This is a genomic window from Photobacterium sp. WH24, assembly GCF_019204055.1.
Taxonomy (GTDB): Bacteria; Pseudomonadota; Gammaproteobacteria; order Enterobacterales; family Vibrionaceae; genus Photobacterium; species Photobacterium arenosum.
In genome coordinates, this window is sequence record NZ_JAGSOZ010000001.1 from 37,056 (window position 1) to 57,308 (window position 20,253).

General features: G+C 58.1%; 10 protein-coding genes. 9 read left to right on the forward strand and 1 reads right to left on the reverse strand.

Annotated elements, in window-relative coordinates:
* Positions 1–153 precede the first annotated feature (153 nt).
* From KCG43_RS00170 to KCG43_RS00205, 8 genes are all read left to right on the forward strand, one after another.
* Positions 154–2,070 carry a TonB-dependent receptor domain-containing protein gene (locus KCG43_RS00170; protein WP_370630648.1) on the forward strand — a complete coding sequence of 639 codons (1,917 nt, stop codon included), beginning with the start codon at positions 154–156 and terminating at the stop codon, positions 2,068–2,070.
* 183 nt (positions 2,071–2,253) lie between these two features.
* Positions 2,254–3,480, forward strand: coding sequence for an isochorismate synthase MenF (locus KCG43_RS00175; RefSeq protein ID WP_218382702.1), 1,227 nt, complete (start codon positions 2,254–2,256; stop codon positions 3,478–3,480).
* Positions 3,477–5,165 (forward strand): (2,3-dihydroxybenzoyl)adenylate synthase, encoded by a 1,689-nt coding sequence (locus KCG43_RS00180; RefSeq protein ID WP_218382703.1) that lies wholly within the window; start codon positions 3,477–3,479, stop codon positions 5,163–5,165. The genes KCG43_RS00175 and KCG43_RS00180 overlap by 4 nt, the downstream gene beginning before the upstream one ends.
* Positions 5,162–6,079, forward strand: a complete 918-nt coding sequence (locus tag KCG43_RS00185) for an isochorismatase family protein (RefSeq protein ID WP_218382704.1) — start codon at positions 5,162–5,164, stop codon at positions 6,077–6,079. Before KCG43_RS00180 ends, KCG43_RS00185 begins: the two co-directional genes overlap by 4 nt.
* Positions 6,076–9,198, forward strand: coding sequence for a non-ribosomal peptide synthetase (locus KCG43_RS00190; RefSeq protein ID WP_218382705.1), 3,123 nt, complete (start codon positions 6,076–6,078; stop codon positions 9,196–9,198). Before KCG43_RS00185 ends, KCG43_RS00190 begins: the two co-directional genes overlap by 4 nt.
* Complete coding sequence (gene dhbA, locus KCG43_RS00195; RefSeq protein ID WP_304622548.1) at positions 9,198–9,995, forward strand: 2,3-dihydro-2,3-dihydroxybenzoate dehydrogenase; 798 nt, start codon at positions 9,198–9,200, stop codon at positions 9,993–9,995. The genes KCG43_RS00190 and dhbA overlap by 1 nt, the downstream gene beginning before the upstream one ends.
* A 32-nt stretch (positions 9,996–10,027) precedes the next feature.
* Entirely contained in the window at positions 10,028–16,504 is a 6,477-nt protein-coding gene (locus KCG43_RS00200) for a non-ribosomal peptide synthetase (RefSeq protein ID WP_218382706.1), read from the forward strand.
* Positions 16,491–18,056: an amino acid adenylation domain-containing protein gene (locus KCG43_RS00205; RefSeq protein ID WP_218382707.1), complete on the forward strand. Its 1,566-nt coding sequence runs from the start codon at positions 16,491–16,493 to the stop codon at positions 18,054–18,056. Before KCG43_RS00200 ends, KCG43_RS00205 begins: the two co-directional genes overlap by 14 nt.
* A 97-nt stretch (positions 18,057–18,153) precedes the next feature.
* Here the strand turns inward: KCG43_RS00205 and KCG43_RS00210 are convergent, their stop codons facing one another.
* Positions 18,154–19,089, reverse strand: coding sequence for an ABC transporter substrate-binding protein (locus KCG43_RS00210; RefSeq protein WP_218382708.1), 936 nt, complete (start codon positions 19,087–19,089; stop codon positions 18,154–18,156).
* 152 nt (positions 19,090–19,241) lie between these two features.
* Between KCG43_RS00210 and KCG43_RS00215 the strand changes: the two genes are divergently transcribed.
* Positions 19,242–20,252, forward strand: a complete 1,011-nt coding sequence (locus KCG43_RS00215; protein ID WP_370630649.1) for a FecCD family ABC transporter permease — start codon at positions 19,242–19,244, stop codon at positions 20,250–20,252.
* Position 20,253: the final 1 nt, after the last annotated feature.

A 20,253-nucleotide genomic window follows, 5' to 3' on the forward strand; every position in this document is an offset into this window, starting at 1 on the left:
ACTGTTTTTCTATTTCTCCTATTGCGTTCAAATGCGAATGAAAAAAATTATCAATTCTATTGAACTCTTGTTGACGATGATAATAACAATAATTATCATTTGCGCCATTGTTATTGATGGAGTGTTGAAATGTTTCAGCAACAAGGAGATAGTGTGATCAAGTTAACTCGTTTGAACCGGGCTTTGTGTGTAGTAGGTATGGTCTCTTCATTTACGGCGATGGCAGAAGTGGCCAACAAAGAAGTGATGGTGGTGACAGCGAGCCAGACGGAGCACCCGGAACTGACAGCTCCTGCTTCAGTGTCTTATATCACGCGTGAAGAACTGGATAACCTGGTGGTCAATGATGTCGCCGAAGCGATCAAAAAGCTGCCGGGTATCAACATCAATCCAGGCACCTCATACGGCCGGAATGAAATCAAAATCCGCGGTCTGTCTTCAGACTACACCTTGCTGCTGATCAATGGTCGTCGCATTAACTCACGTGATGGCCTGCTCAGCGCCTACGGCAACGACTTTGACCTGTCCAGTATCCCAATGTCCGCGGTTGAGCGTATCGAAGTGATCCGTGGCCCGATGTCATCCCTTTACGGGGCCGATGCGCTGGGCGGCGTGGTTAACGTCATCCTGCGCAAACCAACGGAAGACACGCAGGGCTCTGTCGGTTACCAGTTTGACGGTATCACCGAAGGCTCCGGCGGCGACACCAATAAGATCAATGCGTATGTCAGTGGTGCGCTGATCCCTGAAACCCTGCTGGGTAATCTGATCGTTGAAAAAAGCGATCGTGATGCCTGGCGCACGGATAAGTCTGTTAACCCGGATACCGATGTACTGGAAGAGCGCGACGAGCTGAACCTGTACTCGAACCTGAAGTGGCTGGTGAATGAGCAGCAGGATATCGATCTGGATTTGATCTACAGCAAAGATGATCGTGATGCGGACTGGAACAATTGGGGAACTGCGGTCAACAACGTGCAGGAGATGGAGCGCTATAACATCGCGCTGACTCACTATGGTTACTGGGCCGACTTTGATTCCCGCCTGCGTTACAACCTGGATATGTCTGAGCTGAGAGACGATTCCGAGCTCAACGGCGCGGTCGGTAATATTGATCAAACCAATAATACCGTGGATGTGCAGCTGTCCGGCTATCTGGGTGAGCACCTGCTGACCGGTGGCGCGGAATACCGTGATACCAAGCTGAAGAATAACCTGACCCTGAACACTGATTCGGTGAACTACAGTCAGGCGGCGGTTTACCTGCAGGATGAGTTCTCGCTGGGTAATCTGGCCCTGACCCTGAGCGGCCGTTATGACGATCACGAAGTGTACGGCGGAGAGTTCAGCCCGCGTGCGTATGCGGTTTATAAAATCAGCGACAGCTGGGTCGTGAAAGGGGGCGTCGGAAAAGCCTTCAAAGCACCGAGCCTGAACCAGTACAGTGATTCTTACTCAGTACTGGCCTGCCGTGGTGCTTGTAGCGTAGTCGGTAACCCGGATCTGAAAGCCGAAACCTCGCTGAGCTATGAGCTGGGTACCAGCTATGAAGCCGCTCGCTGGGGCGCCGGTCTGACATTGTTCCAGAACGACATTGACGACATGATTCAGGCAGAAAACTGGGACCGCGTCAGCACCGAGCTGAGCTACTTCAATGTGGCAGAAGCTGAAGTGAAAGGCGTGGAAACCATGGCTTGGGTGGACATTACAGACACTGTGAGCCTGTCGGCGAACTACATGTATACCAGTGCTGAAGACAAAGACACCAAGAAAGATCTGATTCTGTCGCCAAACCATACTGCCAATGTCCAGCTTGACTGGCAGGCACTGGAAAACCTGTACGCGTACACTTCGTATCAGTACACAGGTTCTCAGTATGTGCGTTCAGGTCAGAAACTGTCGGCATACGGCACCATGGATCTGGGTGCCCGTTACGAAGCCATTGAGAATCTGAACCTGAAACTGGGTGTCACCAACCTGACCAACGAAGAGCGTGACGAAGCCGCGACTCAGCTTGATTACATCCTGAAAGCCCGCAGCGTCTATGCCGGCGTGTCATACGACTTCTGATAACAACATCAGTCAGGACCACCTGACACCCAAAGAGCCAATGAACATTGGCTCTTTTTTCCCTGCAAAAGCAATGTGATGTCACTTTCTAACAATTAAAGCCCTAACGAATTAACACTCAATCAGCCAGTTTACGATGCGTCATAAGCTGCACACATTCTTGCGTAAAAAGGGAGTTGTGACATGCAACATACTCAAAGTGAGAATCCAATACTGAATCCGGTATTCTCACCGAATAGTGATCTTTTCTTCTCGTCTGTTTACCGAACAGTCAGAGGTAAAGGGATTAGCCAAATTATCACCACACCAGCCATTCACGGTGAGCACAGCCAGAGTGAATTCCAGCAGGTTATTCAACAGAAATTCGCCGAAGAAAAAGCCAAAGGTATTGAAAACCCCATTTTAATCGGCTCGATTCCGTTTGATGTTTCTGAGCCATCCTGCCTGTATATCCCCGAATCTGTCGAAGTGACCGAGCATCAGCCGGACACCTTTGGTGAACACAGCGGAATGTCAGCCAGCAAACCCTTACAGGTGCTGGCAAAGCGCAGTGAACCGGAAGAATCTGTGTTCAAGCAGGCTGTCGCGCAGGCGGTGGAAAAATTTCAGCGCACCCAGCTGGAAAAAGCCGTGTTGTCACGGGTGCTCAATATTGAGCTGAGCGATGACGTATCAGCTGATGATATTCTGGCCCGTCTGATCAAACAAAACCCGACCGGCTTCCATTTCGCCATTCCGCAACTAGATCAGTCGGTCTTGCTGGGCGCCAGTCCTGAGCTGCTGATCCGTCAGGAAGGGCAACACATTCTTTCGAATCCACTGGCAGGTTCGGCGAAGCGCCAGGCCAGTGTGGACGCCGATCAGCAAGTCAGTGAAGCATTGCTGCAGTCGGTCAAAGACAGGTATGAACACCGTCTGGTGATCGATGAAATTGCCCAGCAACTCAAGCCTTACTGCCGTGAGCTGGATGTGCCTGCCGGTCCGTCATTGATCAACACCCCGACCATGTGGCATCTGTCGACCCGGATTGAAGGCCAGCTTAACACGCCGGATAACGCAACTGCGCATTCAGATGACTTGCCTTATAACGTGCTGCAGCTGGCGTGCCTGCTTCATCCAACCCCTGCGGTCTGCGGCTTTCCGTTCAACCTGTCGCGCGATGCGATCAAAGAGCTGGAAGGCTACGAGCGCGGCATGTTTACCGGCATGGTCGGCTGGTGCGATTCCCAGGGCAATGGCGAATGGGCGGTCACTATCCGCTGCGGTAAAGTGCGCGAAAAATCCGTTCGCTTGTTTGCCGGGGCCGGTATCGTCGACGCATCCTGCCCGCAGGCCGAATGGGCGGAAACCGAAGCCAAACTGGGCACTATGCTCAACGCCTTCGGGCTGGGCGAGCAGGGGGTAGCATGAGCATTGCCTTTACGCCCTGGCCGCCAGCGCTTGCCGAGCAGTACCGCCGGAAAGGCTATTGGACCGATGTGCCCATGACCGACATCCTGACGCGCCACCTGGATGAGCGTGCCGAACACCGGGCGCTGATGTGCGGTGAACGCAGCTGGACTTACCGCCAGCTTGAACAGGATGCCGAGCGGCTGGCGGCATCACTGCTGCGGCTGGGGGTGAAACCCGGTGAGACCGCACTGGTGCATCTGCCCAATGTGGCGGAGTTCTATATTGTTTTCTTTGCCCTGATGAAACTGGGCGTGGTGCCGGTGAATGCCTTGTTCAGCCATAACCGGCATGAGCTGACAGCCTATGCGGAACAGATCCGGCCGACGCTGGCGATCGTCTCGTCCCGCCACAGTTTATTTGCGGATGGTGAGTTTGCCCAGGCGCTGAGCCAGCAGGTGCCTACCCTGAAGCACTGGCTGGTCGATGGCGATGCCGGTTTCGGCGACTCGTTAGCCGCGGCTATAGCAGCAGGCACACAGTCGCAGAGCCGCGCTCTTAATGCTCAGGCCGCCGAGGATCTGAGCTGGCCGATGCTGTCGGCCTCTGAGGTGGCTTTTTTCCAGCTGTCCGGCGGCAGTACCGGCACCCCGAAACTGATCCCCCGTACCCATAACGACTATTACTACAGTGTGCGTGCCAGTGCAGACATCTGTCAGCTGGATAGCGACACGGTTTTCCTGTGCGCGCTACCTGCGCCGCACAACTTTACCCTGAGCTCACCGGGCGCGCTGGGCGTGTTTTACGCCGGTGGTGCTGTGGTGCTGGCAGCAGAGCCCAGCCCGATGACCTGTTTCCCGCTGATCAAGCGCCATCAGGTCACCATGACCTCTCTGGTGCCACCGGCTGTCACGCTGTGGTTGCAGGCAGCAGCGGATGATCGCTCGGCGCTGGACAGCCTGCAATGGTTGCAGGTCGGCGGCGCCCGGCTCGGGGAAAGCCTTGCCCGTCGTATTGAGCCCGAACTGGGCTGCCGTTTGCAGCAGGTGTTCGGCATGGCCGAAGGCCTGGTCAACTACACCCGCTTTGACGACAGCGAGTGGCATGTGCTGAATACCCAGGGACGCCCGATCAGCGACGATGACGAAGTGCGGATCGTGGATGAAGACGGCCAGGATGTGCCGCGCGGCACCCCCGGCGCGCTGCTGACCCGCGGCCCCTATACCTTCCGTGGCTATTACAACAGCCCGGAGCATAATCGCGTTGCGTTTGATCAGGATGGCTTTTACCGCTCCGGCGATGTGGTGGTGATGACAGAAGACGGCTACCTGATGGTGGTCGGCCGCGACAAAGATCAGATCAACCGCGGCGGCGAGAAAGTGGCGGCGGAAGAGATCGAAAACCAGCTGCTGGCTCTGCCGGAAATCACTCAGGCGGCACTGGTTGCCATGCCCGATGAGGTGATGGGTGAGAAAAGCTGCGCCTTCATTGTCACCACAAATCCCAAGCTGAAAACCCTCAGTATCCGAAAGCACCTGCGGACGTGCGGCATCGCTGACTACAAGCTGCCGGACCGGATCGAGAAAGTTGACGCTTTACCCATGACGCACGTCGGCAAAATTGACAAAAAAGCCCTGCGTCAGCTTATTGCCAACCAAGTACAAGCCCAGTCACAGCCTCAGCCAGAAAAGGACGTTTTATCATGACTATTCCAGCATTACCGACTTATACCATGCCTGCTGCCGAGGCTTTTCCTGCCAACAAAGTGTCCTGGGCCTTTGAGCCGCAAAAAGCGGCATTTCTGATCCACGACATGCAGGAATATTTTGTCAGTTTTTATGAGCGTGACAGCGCCCTGATGCAGACCCTGCTCAGCAATCTGGTGGCCCTGAAAGGGTTTTGTAAAGCCAACGGCATTCCGGTGATCTACACCGCCCAGCCTAAAGAGCAGAACATGGCAGACCGGGCCTTGCTGAACGACATGTGGGGGCCGGGTCTGAACAAATCCCCTGAGCTGCAACAAGTGGTTGCGGCGCTGGCGCCGGAAGAGGGCGATACCGTGCTCGACAAATGGCGTTACTCGGCGTTTCAGCGCTCGCCGCTGGAGCACATGCTCAAAGAGCTGGGCCGTGATCAGCTGCTGATCGGCGGCATTTACGGCCACATTGGCTGCCTGATGACGGCGGTGGACGCTTTTATGCGCGACATCAAGCCTTTCATGATCGGCGATGCAATTGCCGATTTCTCGCTCGAAGAGCATGACATGGCGCTCAGGTATGTTGCCGGACGCGCTGGCATGGTGGTATCGACCGCTGCGCTGATTGGTACTGCTCAGCAGGCTAGCTCACAGCACAGCGAGTTGCCGGAAGTGCTGACCCGCAGCGGCCTGCTGGCACGCATTGCCAGACTGGTGGAAGAAGAGGAAGACGAGTTTGATCCGGAAGAGAACCTGATCGACTACGGCCTGGATTCGGTGCAGATCATGTCATTGATCACCGAATGGCGTAAGCACGGGGTGGTAATGAACTTTGTCCAGCTGGCGGAAACCCTGACCTTTAATCACTGGTGGGGCTTACTGGAACAAGCGCTGGACAATGTGAACAAGGAGGTACAGGGATGACAGCACTCAATACCGCTCAGCACGGGCTGTGGCTGGGGCACACCCTCAATGAAGACAAGGCGTTGTTTAACACCGCCGAATGTATTGTGTTTGACGGCAAAGTGGATGCCGGAAAACTGGAGATGGCTGTACGCCAGGCGGTGGCGGAAAGCGAGTGCCTGTTCTGTTACTACCGCAGCGAGAATGAGCAGCCTTACCGGGTTGCGGCCGCTGAACCTCTGGCATTTGCGGTGGTGGATCTTGCCTTGTCCGGCGGACAGGACGCCGAGCTCGCTGCCGTGCGCCGCTGGGCCGAGCAGGATATGACGCTGGCGTTCGATCTTGAGCAGCAGTTGCCCGGCCGCTTTGCCCTGCTTCGCGGCGGGCAGCAGGATTATCTCTATAACTGCGTCCACCATATCGCACTGGATGGTTTTGGCACCACCCTGGTCTTCCAGCGGATCGCTGAGATTTATTCCCTGCTGGTACAGGGTGTACAGGTTACGCCATCGCCGTTCGGATCGTTTCAGGCGGTGCTGGATGAAGATCAGCAACGGCGTGACTCCGGCGCCTATGGTAAAGCCCGCCAGTTCTGGCTCGATACCCTGGCCGGTAATACCGCGCCTTCATCGTACAGCCGCGATGTGGCGCCGATTGCGGCCCGCTTTCGCCGTCAGAGCAGCACCTTCAGCGACAGCCTCTGGCAGCAGTGCCAAAGCCTGGCTGATCAGCACCAACTGACCTGGGTTGATGTTTTCCTCGCCGCGCTTTGTGCGCATCTGCGTCACTACAGCGACACCGAGCAGGTGGTACTGGGGATGATGGTGATGAACCGTCTGGGCTCAAAATCTCTGACCGTACCCAGCATGCAGATGAACATAGTGCCGCTGGTGGTCGAGGTGTGCGGTGACGACGATCTGCTGAGTGTGGCGCGCAAAGTGGCGGCGCACAAAAAGAAAATGCGCCGTTTCCAGCACTACCGCTATGAAGATCTGCGCCGTGACCTGAACCGGGTCGGCGGCAGTCAGCGTCTGTATGGCGCGCTGATCAATATCATGCCGTTCGATCATCCGTTGCAGTACGGTAACCTGGCAGCCGATACCCTGAATCTCAGTGCCGGACCGGTGGAAGATCTGACTATCGAGCTGCACAGTAAATCGGAAGGGCTGCCGGTGGTGGACTTTGATGCCAACCCGGCGGTGTACGAGCAAGGCGAGCTGGCAAATCTGCAACAGGAGCTGCTGAGCCTGCTGGCGAACTGGTTAGCGGCTCCGGGCCAGAGCACAGACACTCTGCTGGGTGGCTTGCATGCCAAGGCGCGACTGGATGCCATGATTCAAGGTGAAAAACACGGGCAGACTGAGGTGACTTCAGTGCTGGCCGCGATCCGTCGCCATGCCGCTCAGCACCCGGACACTATCGCGCTTGAGCAGGACGGCATGTCGCTGACCTATCAGAGTTTGATGGAGAAAGCCGATGCCGCCGCCAGCGCCTTACTGACACAGGGTGTTCAGCCGGGCGAAAAAGTCGGGGTGGCGTTGAGCCGCTCTCTGCCGTGTATCATCACTGTACTGGGGGTGATGCTGAGCGGCGCGGTCTACGTGCCGCTGGATCCTGAACAGCCGATTGAGCGTCAGAGCAGCATCGTCAGCCAGGCCGGCATTCGCACCCTGATCACGGAAGCCCAGCACCAGCACCGTCTGTCGGTACTGCCGGTCTCGATTCAGCTGGCCGGTCATCTGCATGCCGCGCCTGTGGCTTTGCCTGAAACGGCAGACACCGATCTGGCCTACATCATGTTTACCTCCGGCTCGACCGGACAGCCAAAAGGCGTGGCCATCAGCCATTATGCGATGAATCACTTCGTGGCCGCCGCTGCCACCCGATATGACATCAATGCGAGCGATCGGGTGTTGCAGTTTGCGCCGTTCAACTTCGATGCCAGCATTGAAGAAATCTTCGTGACCCTGAGTCAGGGAGCCACGCTGGTACTGCGAACCGACGCCATGCTCGAATCCATGGCCACCTTCTCTGATTCAATCGCCGCCGCCGGGATCAGCCTGCTGGATCTGCCGACCGCGTTCTGGAACGAATGGGTGGTCAGCCTGCAGGCGGGCACAGCTACCCTGCCGAACACGCTCAAAGGCGTGATTATCGGCGGTGAAGCCGTGTACCCCGAGCCGCTGGCCCAGTGGCAGAAAGTGGTTGATCAGGGCGGTATAACGAACGGCGTGCGTCTGTTTAACACCTATGGCCCGACGGAAACCACGGTAGTGGCCACCTGCAGCGAGCTGCAGAATTTTCACGGCCAGCACAGCCAGTTACCTATTGGCCTGCCGCTGCCCGGGGTTGAAGTTCTGGTGCTGGATGCGCAGTCCCGTCCGGCGAGCACAGGTGAGCTGGTTATTCTGGGCGACACCCTGGCGGACGGCTATCTGGGACAGACCCATCCGGCCTTTACCAGCCTGCAGGTGGGTGATGAACAGCGCCGGGCTTATCGCACCGGCGATCGGGTCACTATAACGGATGGTCAGCTGATTTATCTGGGGCGTATTGATAACGAGTTCAAAATCAGTGGTTACCGCATTCAGCCGGGCGAAGTGGAATCCCATCTGCTGGCTCTGGACGGGGTCGACGAAGCCTGCGTACAGGGCATGGTGTTCGACAACGGTATCCGCCGTCTGGTGGCTTTTGTGGCCGGTGAACAGCACGACAGCCTTGAAGCCCTGAGCATCAAAAAAGCCCTGCAGGAAAACCTGCCTCCAGCGATGATCCCGACCGATTTCCGCTTTTTTGCCAGCCTGCCGAAAACCGGCAGCAACAAGGTGGATCGCAAAGCTCTGGTAGCTGGCTATCAGAATGACAGCGCCGAGCAGGTGCTGGCGAGCGAAACCGAAAGCCGGGTCGGCACTGTCTGGCAGCAGATCCTCGGGGTCAGCGCGATTCAGTCGCAGGATAATTTCTTTGAGCTGGGCGGACAGTCCTTACAGACCATTCAGATTGTGAACCGTCTGGGCGCGGAGTTTGACGTCAGCATCAAGGTGTCCGATGTGTTTGACCGCCCGGTGCTGAGTGATTTCTGCCGCTATCTCGATGAGATGCAGCAACAAAGCGAAGACGAAGTGGAGATGGTGTGGTGATGGCAGCGCAGCAGCAAACAGCAATGACCTTCAGCGGTCAGTTCGAGAACAAAGTGGTCTGGGTGACCGGTGCCGCTCGTGGCATCGGGCACGCGGTCGCCATGAGCTTCCACCAGCTGGGCGCTCAGGTGATCGGCCTGGACATTGATTTCAGTGCCGCGCGTAAAGCGGGCACTGAATACCCGTTTGTCACCTATGAGGTGGATATCAGCAACCCGGAGGCGGTCAGGCAGGTGGCACAAACCATTCTGGCGGCCTTCCCTGTGATTGATGTACTGGCGAATGTCGCCGGGATTTTGCGGATGGGACAGACCGAGGAGCTGTCAGTGGATGATTGGCACACCTGTATCAACGTCAACGCTTCCGGTGTGTTTTACCTGCTGCAGCAGGTGATCCCTGTGTTTAAGCAGCAGCGTCACGGCGCTGTGGTGACTGTCAGCTCTAATGCGGCGCACGTTCCGCGTCAGCACATGACAGCCTATTGTGCGTCCAAGGCGGCACTGAGCAGTCTGGCCAATTGCGCTGCTCTGGAGCTGGCGCCGTTTGGTGTGCGCTGCAACCTGGTATCGCCGGGTTCGACCGATACCCCGATGCAGCGCTCACTGTGGCACAGCGAGGATGCCGAGCAGCGCACCATTGCCGGTTTCCCCGAGCAGTTCAAGCTGGGGATCCCGCTTGGCAAAATCGCTCAGCCACAGGAAATCGCTCAGGTTGTGGTGTTCCTGGCCTCCGATCTGGCCAGCCATGTCACCATGCAGGATATCGTGGTGGACGGCGGGGCCATTCTTAACGCCTGAGCAGGCGCCTAACAGTGAAACAGGAAAACACAATGACAGACATGATTTCATTTTTGGCGGATCTTGAGCGCAAAGGCGTCCGGCTGGCACTGAACGAGAAAGGGCAGCTGATCTCTCAGTGCAGCAAGCAGGCACTGACGCCGCAAATCGGACAGCAGATCCGCGACAACAAAGACGCCATCATCCGTTGCCTGAGCGCCCGTCAGGCCTATGAGCAACCCATTCCGGTACAACAGGCGGCCTCCGGGCCGCTTTCTTTCTCGCAAAGCGGCCTGTGGTTTATTGAGCAATATGAAGACAACTCGCATTTGTACAACATGCCGGTGCATTTTCGTCTGACCGGCAAGCTGGATGTCGGCGCGCTGGAATACGCCTTCTCGGCACTGGCGCAAAAACATGCCAGTCTGCGAACCCGCTTTCTGCGCAACAGCCAGGGCAAAGGCGAGCAGCATATTGCGCCGCAGACCGGGCTGACGGTTGTGCACCATGACTTGTCCCATCTGGACAAAGCCGCGCGCGAGCAGGCACTGCTGAAGATGGTCGAGGAAGACATTTACCGGCCGTTTGATCTGGAACAGGGCGGGCTGACCCGGGTCGAACTGGTCAGGCTGGGAGAGGAAGAGCATCTGCTGATGCTGACCCAGCACCACATTATTTCAGACGGCTGGTCGGTGAAAAACATGTTTGCCGATTTCAAGCAGGCGTTTCTGGCCTATCAGAATAACCAGCAGCAGCCGGTGAAACCGACAGCGGTCAACTATATCGATTACGCCCACTGGCTCAACTCGCCGGCGTTTCGCGACTATCACGAAGAATTTCGCCCGTTCTGGGTCGAGCGCCTGAAAGGTATCCCGGAAGTGCATGCGCTGCCGCTGGATAAACCGCGTCCGGCCAGTCACAACAATGACGGTGCGCTGGTGTTCTCTGCCATCTCCTTGCCGAAGTGGCAGCAGTTCCAGCGACTGTGCCAGCAGAACAGCAGCTCTTATTTTATCGGCCTGCATGCGGTGTTCTCGCTGCTGATGGCCCGTCTGGGCGGCGATAAGGATGTGGTGATTGGTACGCCGCTGGCCTACCGTGAGCGCGCCGATATCGAAGATGTGGTGGGCTTTTTCGTCAATACCATAGTGCTGCGCACCCAGCTTGATGAGCACCTGAGCTTTGCCGATTACCTGCGTTACTGCCGGGAGCAGGATCTGGCGGCGTTTGATCATCAGCTGTTCCGCTTTGAATCGCTCAGTGAAGCGATCGGGGCCGACCGGACCACAGCCCTGAACCCTATCTTCCAGATCATGCTGGTCTATCAGGCCAAGGTAGATTTTAACGATCTGATCCCCGGCTGTGGTGCGGTGGAAGAACCCTCGCCGGTACTGCCGGCAAAAACCGATTTGTCACTGAAAGTCACCGAGCTGGTGGACGGTGTCCGGCTGGAATGGCTCTACAGCAAAGGGGTGTTTGAACATCAGACAGTGGCCCGCTTTGCAGACATGTTCCTGACGTTGCTGGACGGCATTCTGGCCGCGCCTCTCGCCAATGTGATGCAGTTGCCTGTGGTGGATGAAGCGCATCAGGTCAGCATCGCTCAGGCACTGGCAGGTTTGCCGGCCCGCGTCGATGCACCGCTGCTGATCCATCAGCAGGTGAGCCGTCATGCGGCAGAGTGTCCGGCTCAGCCGGCCGTGACCGGATTCGACCGGACCCTGAGCTATCAGGAGCTGGAGCAGGCAGCAAACCGACTGGCGCATTATTTACTGGCTCAGCAGTCGCACAGCGAAGCTCAGCCCGCGGAGCACAAAATTGGCGTGGTCGCCAGCCGGACCACTCAGTATGCGGTGGCGGCACTGGCGGCCTGGAAAGCTGGCATGAGCTATGTCCCGCTCGATCCTGCTTATCCGAGCGCCCGGCTGCAGCATCTGGTCGATGACGCGCAACTGACCCTGATCATTGCCCCTGACGCGCAGTTTGCTGAGTCCCATGGCGCGCTGACAGGGGGCAAAGTGATTAATGTCACAGAGACTTCCGTGGCTGAGCCGCTGTCACTGCTGCCCGAGACACCGCCTGCCGTGACGGTCGGTGCGGACGATCTGGCCTATGTAATTTATACCTCGGGCTCGACCGGTCTGCCAAAAGGGGTGGAAGTCGAGCACGGCGCGTTTGTTAATGTGCTGACCGATCATACTGCACGCCTGACGCTGAGCGCAGACAGCGTGATGTTTAATCCTATGTCACTGGCTTTTGATGCCGGGAACATGACGGCCATACTGCCATTATTTGCCGGGTCTCAGCTGGTGCTCGGCGAGCCGGATGACACCTTGCTCGATCAGGCCGAGGCACACGGCGCCACGCATATGATCAGCTCGACTGCGTTGTTTGCCGCCATGGCACCGCGACCGCTCAGCTCGCTCAACATAGTCGCGTTCGGCGGCGAAGCCTGTCCGGCCACTCTGGCGGCCAGCTGGCAGGGTAAATTGCGCCTGCTCAATATGTATGGCCCGACCGAGTTCACAGTGACAGCGCTGGTGAAAGAGCTGCAGCCGGGTGAGCCGGTGACTATCGGTCATCCGGTCAAAAATACTCAGGCACTGATCCTCGATGCGCAGGGCCAGCTGTGCCCAGTGGGTGTTGCGGGTGAACTGTGTCTGACCGGTCTGGGTCTGGCCCGGGGCTACCTGAACCAACCCGATCTGACGGCTAAAGTCTTTGTGACCGTTGAGATTGCCGGGCAGAGCGTGCGCTGCTATCGCACCGGTGATAAGGCGCGCTGGCTCAATAACGGCGAGGTGGAATACCTGGGGCGGATGGATCAGCAGGTCAAACTGCGCGGTTACCGGATTGAGCTGGCTGAAATTGAAAGCCAGATCGCCAAAGTGGCGCCGCAGCTGCATCAGGTGCGGGTGATCGTCGCCGGTGAAGGCGCGCAGCGCCAGCTGGTGGCCTATGCCACTGCAGAAACCTCATCTGCCGTGGCTCAGCAGCAGCCGGATCCGGGCCAGATTTTGTCGGCCGCGGCCCGCATTTTGCCTGAGTACATGGTGCCGGCAGAGCTGCTGGTGCTCGATGAATTGCCACTGACGGTTAACGGTAAGCTGGATATCAGCCGCCTGCCGGCCCGCCAGCGGGTGACGGGTGAAGGTGCTCAGCCGGAAACGGAGACGGAAGCCCAGGTGCTGGCTATCTGGCGCGAGGTGCTCAATACCGAGCTGGGCGTGGAAGATGATTTCTTCCGCCTCGGTGGTGACTCAATTCTGAGTATCCAGCTTAACACCCGTCTGCGTGATGCCGGTTTTGCCTGTACCGTCAAAGATGTGTTTGAAGCCAAGACGGTACGTAAGCTGTGCCGGACCCTGGCTGCGCATGCTGAGACGGAACGGGCGGTCGATGCTGAGCAGGGTCAGTTGTCCGGCACCTTTGATTTGCATCCGATTCAGCGCTGGTTCGATGCCCAGCCTTTCGCCCGTCCGGCGCACTGGAATCAGGCGGTGGTACTGGCGATTCCGGATCTGGATACGGCCCGCCTGACAGACATCATGACCCGCTTACTGGCGCATCATGACGCCCTGCGTCTGCGGGTCACGGAAGAGGATGGCGTGCGCCGTCAGCGTTATCAGGCCTCTGTCACTGTGCCTGAGCTGACAGAGCTGGATGCGGCCGCCATGACACAAGATGAGCTTTATGATGCCCTGACCGCGCTGCAGTCGCAGTTTGATCTCGAGCACGGGCCTGTCATGGCCTGGGCGCGGATCCGCCATCTGCCGGGTGAGGAGGGCGCGACGTCTCAGACCGGTCTGTTTGTGGCGCTGCACCACTGGGTGGTGGATGCGGTGTCCTGGCGGATCCTGGCTGACGATCTGCAGCGGTTGTCGCAAGGGCTGCCGCTGGCAGATAAAACCTCCAGTTACCGTCAGTGGGGCGAGGCGCTGAAGGACTATGCCGATAATCATCCGGCGCAGTTCGACTACTGGTACAGCCGGCTCGAGAGCGCCCGTAATGGCGCTGGCAGTGCGCTGCCTGCCACACGCAATACAGACAAAGACGGTAACGTCATTCCGAGTCAGGCCATGCTGCAGCTGGATCAGACACAGACTGACCGTCTGGTGGGTCCGGCCAATATTGCGTTTAGCACTGAGGTGCGTGACCTGCTGCTGTCGGCCCTGAGCGTAACACTCAAGGCGCTGGGCTGGGGTGAGCAGTCAACCGTGATGCTCGAAGGCCATGGCCGGGAAGAGATTGGCGAACAGCTGGATGTCAGCCGCACCGTGGGCTGGTTTACCAGTACCTATCCATGCACTGTCGCTGTACAGCCGTCACTGGCTGAAACCATCAAGCAGGCCAAAGAAACCCTGCGTCAGATCCCGGATAACGGGGTTGGTTTCAATGCCCTGCGCTGCTATCACCCTCAGGGTGAGCAACTGACCTTCTCGCCGGTTGTCTTTAACTATCTCGGCCGTCAGACCCAGAAGCAGGGCCAGCAGGCCGAACTGTGGCGTCCTTTGCCTGTGATTCCGGGGCAGACCGCTTCGCCGCTGAACCCGGGCGCGGAGCTGCTCAGTCTGCATGGCGGGATCTACGACGGCCAGCTGACGCTGCGTCAGGTCGGGGTGCTGGATCAGGCATTGAGCGAGCAGTTCATGACGGCGTTCAAAGCCAACCTGCTGGCGATGATCCATTACTGCGAGCAGCATGCCGAGTCCCACGGACGGCAGTCGACGCCATCGGATTATCCGCTGGTGAGCCTGACGCAGCCGGAGCTGGACAGGCTGAGCAAGCGGTTTGAGATTGAAGCGTTGCTGCCGGCTTCATCGCTGCAGCAAAGCATGTTTGCCCATCAGCAGCGTTGCCCGGACGATGAAGCTTATCTGCTGCAAACCCCAATCCGTTACCGCCAGCCGCTGGATCTGGCGCGTTACCAGCAGGCTTGGCAAGCGGTTGTGGCCGCTTACCCGGCTTTACGCACTGTGCTGAGCGGCCCTTATAGTACCGGTGATCAACTGCTTCAGGTGGTGCAGCGCCAGATCGTACTGCCGTTTGAGGTGGTGGATCTGACCGGCGAGGACGATGCCGAGGCGTTGATCACCGAATACTGCCAGTATGATCGTCAGCGCGGTATGGCGCTCGATGGCGATGCCTTACTGCGTGTGCGCTGCTTCCGCCTGGACGACGAGGATATCCGGGTGATCTTCAGCTGTCACCATGCTGTGATTGACGGCTGGAGCGGTCCGCGTTTGTTTGCGGCGCTGCATCAGGCCTATGAGGCGCTGGCGGATCACAATAGCGACGATCTGGCCGCCTTGCTGCCGGTCGATCAGGCCTATCTGGCTCATGCCGAATATGCCAAATCGAGTCAGCCTGAAACCGCTGCCTTCTGGGCAGGCAAAGCACTGGCAACAGCACAGGCCGATGATTTAAGCCTGCTGTTTGGCCCGGATTTCGCTTCTTCACCGCTGCAGCAACAGCCTGAAATCGTGAAAACGGTGCTGAGCGCGCAGGACCAGGCGACGCTGCAGCACTTTGCGCGTCAGGTGGGTGTAACCCACAGTACGGTGGCGCAGTTTGCCTGGCACCGTCTGGTTGCCCGCCTGACCGGCCAGCCATCGAAAACCACCACGATTGTCGGTAACGTGGTGCCGGGGCGTGATGCGTCGGTGGCCGGGATTGCCGCCAGTGTCGGGCTGTATATCAACACCTTGCCGCTGATCATCCACTGGCAGGATGGCGACTCGCTGGCCAGCCAGCTGACGCAGTTGCAGGGCGAGGCCATGGCGCTGAACCAGCATGCGACCCAGTCGCTGATGGCTCTGCAGGCCGGACGTAGCCGCTTGTTTGACAGCGTGTTTGTCTACGAGAACTACCCGCGCGCTGAGGGGAATGCCAATCGTCAGAGCGAGACAGCTGACGGGCGACTGCGTCCCGAGTTTGGCCCGGCGTTTGAAAAAGTGGAGATCCCGCTCAGTCTGATCGTCAATGAAGTGGGCGGTCAGCTGTCGCTGCGCTTTGAGTTTGATGGTGCGCAGGTCGATTCGTCTCGTGCCAGTGAGGTGCTGATGCTGTGGCAGGAGGAACTGCTGCAGGTGATCGCCGCCGATCCGCAGCAGGCATGGCCGCTGACCCCGTTCGAGGGAGCGACTCAGCCCCTGCCATATCAGGAGGCGAAAGTCCGGCCTGTGCAAGATCATCCTGCGCGGGGCGTGATTGCAACTGAAATGGCCGAGCTGGTCTGTGAGGTCTGGCAGCAGAGCACCCCGCTGCCAGTGACGCCGGATCATGACACCTGGCATCAGCCTTGGTGCGCGCTGGGGATAGATTCTCTGGCAGCCATTACGCTGGTACAGCGCCTGAATCATGCGCTGAATATGCATGATGTGTCGGCGGTGGGCATCACGCAGTCTGTGACCTTAGCCTTCCTGTATCAGCATGCCACACCGGATGCGATGTGCCGGGCACTGAGTGCTGCCAGTTCAGAGCCGCTGGACCAGCAGTCTGAACAGGAGGTGGCGGATGTCAGCAACTAATCATCGGGCCAAGTTTCGGGCTGAGCTTCGGGCTAAGCTCCGGGCAGATACTGCGCCGGACTTAGCGCCTATGCTGGAGGCCGCCCTGATCGGGGCGGCCGAATCCGGCCGGGTGGCGATTGACTTTGGCGAGCAATCCATCAGCTATCGTCAATTGCTGGCAGCAGTCAGCCGGGTTCAGCAGCAACTGAATCAGGCAGATTTGCAGCCGGGCAATCGGGTGGGGATTCATGTCGAGCGCTCGCCGGCATTGATCGCAACCTTGCTGGCCTGCCTGTTTTCCGGTGTGGCGTTTGTGCCGCTCGACCCGTTGTTTCCGGCCGGACGGCTGAGAGACATTGCTGAGGAAGCGCAGTTGGATGCGGTGCTGGAGACGGGCGGGGATGCTTCCGCGCCAATCGGCTTTTGCTGCCCGGTGCTGTCTGTGGAACCTGAAGGCGAATGGCCGTTGCAGGCGGGCAATGTGGCGCCAATGAGATCGCCCTTGCTGCGTCCGCACACCACGGCCTACATGATGTTCACGTCCGGCTCGACCGGCAAGCCGAAAGGGGTGGTGATCAGCCATCAGGCGCTGTCGACTTTTCTTTGTGCGGCGCTAGCTAGGCTGAATCTGGACGCCGGTTGTCACTGGCTGCTGATCACCACAATCGCTTTTGATATCTCGATGCTGGAGATTTTTGCGCCCTTACTGGTGGGCGGGCGTTTGCGGCTCACCAGCAGCGAAGAGCATAAAGATCCCCATGCCGTTGCCGCCATTTTAGCGCGCTATCCCTCGGTCAATACGCTTCAGGCCACGCCGACTTTCTGGCGGATGCTGGTCAATACCGGCTGGCAGGGCCAGACCGGGTTGACTGCACTAACCGGCGGTGAAGCCTTGGATGGCGGGCTGGCGCAGCAGTTGTTGTCGCGCTGTGCGGAGCTGTGGAACTGCTATGGCCCGACGGAAGCGACGGTCTGGTCACTGATATCACAGGTGCAGCCTGATCAGCCGATCACTATCGGCCGCAGTCTGGCCGGTTATGGGCATCTGGTGCTGGATGACAATGATCAGCCGGTGGCTGTGGGCCAGGAAGGGGAACTGTGTATTTATGGCGATGCGCTCAGTGATGGTTACTGGCAAAGGGCGGATCTGACCGCACGCCAGTTCATCAACCGTGCCGATGGCCTGCGTTATTACCGTACCGGTGATCACGTCCGGCGGCTGGCGGATGACAGCTATCAGTATTTTGGCCGCCTGGACGGTCAGGTCAAATTGCGTGGTTACCGGATTGAGCTGGGTGAGATTGAAGCGCGCCTGCGCGGGTTAGCCGCCGTCAGGGATGCCGCGGTTACACTGAAAGGAGAAGGCGAGCAGGCAACTCTGGTCGCGTATCTGGAACAAGGGGAGCACAGTGGGAACAGCGGTTCGCCGGAGATGACCCGCCTGCAACTGCGCAAGGCTCTGTCTGCCCATCTGCCCGGTTATATGATCCCTGGACGTTTTGTCTGGCTGACCCGCCTGCCGACAACTGCCAGCGGAAAAGTGGATCGCAAGCAGCTTGCTGTCAGTTAATCCGGCCTGTTGTCACAACGGAAAAAACCGCCAGATTGACGTCAGGCGGTTTTTTATCGCTGATCTTTCTTATAAACAGCGCTGGCTCTGTGAGAGTTTACTGCGTCAGCGGCCGGGCATCCGGGGTATTGACCAGTCTGGCGATGTCATCCATCACTTTCAGCGCGGCCAGCGGGCCGCCAACTGAGGTCCACAGCGAGCCGTCAACCGGAGCAAAGCGGCCGGATTCAATAGCGTTCAGCTGGTGGAATGCCGGGGTGTTCTCGGCCTGTTTCATCGCTTCAACCGCTTCGCCTGAGGTGCTCAGAGTGCCGATCACCATCCAGTCGCCGTCCAGCACAGCCAGGGCTTCCAGACTCAGCGACATAGAGTGGGTATGCCCCGGATCCTGCTGGTTGGCCGGGCGCTTCATGCCGACATCGGTGATTACCTGGCTGGCAAAAGAGTCACGGAACATGTAAGCCGGGCCTTTCGGGTTCCAGCGCACCACGCTGATGGTCTGGCCCAGCTTGTCACCAATCGCCTGTTTGGTTTTTTCCGCATGGGCCTGGTAACGCGCCATAAAGGCATCGGCATCGGCCTGACGGTTCAGGATATTGGCGGTGCGTTTAAACACACTTTTCCAGTTTTCGCCGTAGTTGAAGGTGACCACAGTCGGGGCGATCTCGCCCAGCAGTTCAATCACTTCCGGGCGGTTTGGCGCCGTCAGGATCAGATCCGGCTCCAGCTCAAGAATAGTTTCCAGATTCGGACGGGACAGATCACCGACGACCTGAATCTCGCCGTTAATGGCCGGGGTCAGATAACGGGGCAGGGTTTGCTGGCCGCGGCCATTGACTGTGCCGATCGGGGTCATGCCCAGCGCCAGCGCGGTATCCAGATCGATCTCGCTGAGGGTAATGACGCGTTTCGGGTGCGCCGGGACTGTGACTTTCTCACCCAGCGCATCTTCTATGGTGCGGGTATCGGTAGCACTGGCTTGGCTTGCCATGCAGAACAGGGCCAGGGCCGTAAAGAGGCTTAGTCGCAACATAATGCTCCTTATTATGTGTATCAATAAGTTGAATGAAGAGCTCGAAATTGTACTTGATAAAGATATTGAGAACTATTTTTATTTAATGCTGTTCTCTGAAAAGACGGATTGATATCATGCTCAGCTTCGTTGTTATACATGGAGTTGCAAGCGTGTCGAAACTTCACCTCGTCTGGTTGGCAGCAGGCGTGTTCAGTGTCTGTTTTTTTTCTGTGATGTCTATGTCGGTCGGTGCCGGGGAGTACGGCACAGCAGAAGCGCTGGCCTACTATTTCTCTGCTATTGTTCCGTCTGAACACATGACCATGGTGATGGATACCCTGCGCTTGCCGCGCACCCTATGCGCCCTGATGGTTGGTGTCAGCTTGTCACTGGCCGCTTCATTATTACAAAGTGCCACCCGTAACCCGCTGGCGGAGCCGGGCTTGCTGGGCGTTAATGCCGGCGCTGTGCTGGGGCTGGTCACCGGCCTGACCTATTTTGGCGTTGAATCCGCCCAGGGCTATCTGGTCTGGTCCGGACTGGGGGCGCTGGCCGGTAATATAGTAGTGCTGCTGGTCGGCCATGTGATGGGCAAGTCCAGCCCGCTCAAACTGATACTGGTCGGGGTAGCGATGAACGCGACCTTCGGCGGTTTATCCAATTATATTTTGCTGTCTAACCAGGTGGTGCTGGATCAGTTCCGCTTCTGGAACCTGGGTTCGCTGGCGGCGGCCGATATGACGGCGATGGCGCTGATATCCCCTTTTATGCTGGCTGCCATAGTGCTGACCTTCCTGCTGGCCCGCCAGCTCACCATGATGCAGCTCGGGGAGCAGCAGGCCCGCTCGCTTGGTATTAATACCCACTGGGTGCGCATCGGCGTGCTGCTGGCCTCGACTCTGTTTACCGCCTGTGCCATTTCGGTGGCAGGGCCGATCAGTTTCGTCGGTTTTCTGGCGGCCTATTGCGCCCGTATGGTGGAGCCGGTGCGGCTGTCTTTGCAGGTCATTTTCTCGGCGTTGTTCGGCGTCTGTTTTATTCTGATCGCCGATATTCTGGCCCGCTGGATGATCCAGCCTTATGAAATGCCCAACGGGGTATTGCTGGCCATGATAGGGGCGCCTGTGCTGATTGGCGTGGTCCGGCGTGGCGGTTTCCGCTCGCTGCTGGCGGTGAAGTAGG